Consider the following 1,493-nt stretch of genomic DNA (forward strand, 5'->3'; position numbering starts at 1 on the left):
TAGTTTTCTTCCATCAGCAAAAGGACCGCGCATGACAACCCCCGACGACACCCCGTCGGCGGATGAAGCCGCTTTGGCTTTTTCCGCCCTTCAAGACGACGCGAGCGAGGCCGCAGGCCAAGGCGGCTCCCCTCAGCGCAAAGGCGCGCCCCGCAAGGCACGCGTCGACCGCCTCATACGCGACAAGGAGGTTGCCGACGCCTTAGCGCAGACGAGCGCGGCACAGGCGCAGCAACTCCGCCAGCGGTTGCAGAGCGCGGGCCGCCCGCAGGATTATCGCACGCCCGAAGATTACACCCGCGCCGTTGCCGAGCAGGCCGTGCGCGAGGTCGGCGCGGAAATCCTCGCTCGTCAGGCCGAACAGGCCCGCGAGATCGCAGCCCGCGCCGCCTACGACGCGTGGGGCGAAACGACCGCCGCGTTCCGCGAAAAGGTGCCGGACTTCGACGAGGTGGCGCACAACCCTAACCTCGCCGTCACGCCGATCATGGCGGAATCGATCCGCGAGACGCCGCGAGGCGCGGAGATCGCCTATTTCCTCGGCAAGAACCCCGGCGAAGCCCAGCGCATCGCGGCGCTTCCGCCTGTCAGTCAGGTGATGGCGATCGCCCGGCTCGAAGCGCGCCTCGACATCGCGCAGGCCGCCATCAGCCGCGCGCCCGAGCCAATCGGCGCGCTCACCGGGCGCGGCGGCAATGCGGGCAAGCCGCTCGATCAGATGAGCTTCGACGAATACCGCCGCGCCCGCGGCTTCTGACGCATCCCGGCAATCCGGCCCTTTTCGAGCCGCGCCTCTGACGCGGAACGGACAGCTGCGCCTCCCTCAATCCAAGGAGCCTCCCCGCATGGCCTCTACCCTCCTCACGCCGAGCCTCATCGCCAAAGAAGGCCTGATGCAGCTCGACAATAACCTCGTCGCCGCGAAGATGGTGTATCGCGCCTACGAGGCCGAATTCGGCGAATCGAAGATCGGCGACACCCTCACCATCCGCAAACCGGTGAAATACGCCGTGCGCTCCGGCTCCGTCGCGCAGATGCAGGACGCCACCGAAGGCAAGGTGCAGATCAAGATCGACACGCAACGCGGCGTGGACCTGCGCTTCCCGACGAAAGACCTCACGCTCTCCATCGACCGTTTTGCCGAGCGCTACCTCAAGCATCCGATGATCGCGCTGGCGAACCAGCTCGATCTCGACGTGCTGTCGCTTTACAAGTCGGTGTGGAACTGGGTCGGCACGCCGGGGCAAACGCTCGACGGCTACAAGTCGTTCATCGCCGCGCCGCAGCGCCTCGACGAAATGGCGGTGCCGAGCCCGCGCACGGCTTGTCTCTCGCCCGCCGACTTCTACGGCATGGCGTCGAGCTTCACGAGCCTGCATGTGCCGGATGTGGCGAAGACCGCGCTTGAAAAGTCGCGCCTGCCGCTCGTCGGCAACACCGACTGTTACGCCTCGCAGAACGTCGTCAACTACACCGTGGGCAATCACGCAGGC

The 1,493-nt window shown here is 66.4% G+C and carries 2 protein-coding genes; both read left to right on the plus strand.

Features of this window, described 5'->3' with window-relative positions; translation table 11 throughout:
• Positions 1-31 precede the first annotated feature (31 nt).
• Positions 32-757 carry a hypothetical protein gene (locus tag T281_RS17090; RefSeq protein WP_037242520.1) on the plus strand — a complete coding sequence of 242 codons (726 nt, stop codon included), beginning with the start codon at positions 32-34 and terminating at the stop codon, positions 755-757.
• 88 nt (positions 758-845) lie between these two features.
• Positions 846-1,493, plus strand: a 648-nt coding sequence (locus T281_RS17095) for a major capsid protein (protein ID WP_037242523.1), incomplete at its 3' end; no start/stop codon positions are given.

The sequence above is a fragment of the Rhodomicrobium udaipurense JA643 genome, from assembly GCF_000636015.1.
Taxonomy (GTDB): domain Bacteria; phylum Pseudomonadota; class Alphaproteobacteria; order Rhizobiales; family Rhodomicrobiaceae; genus Rhodomicrobium; species Rhodomicrobium udaipurense.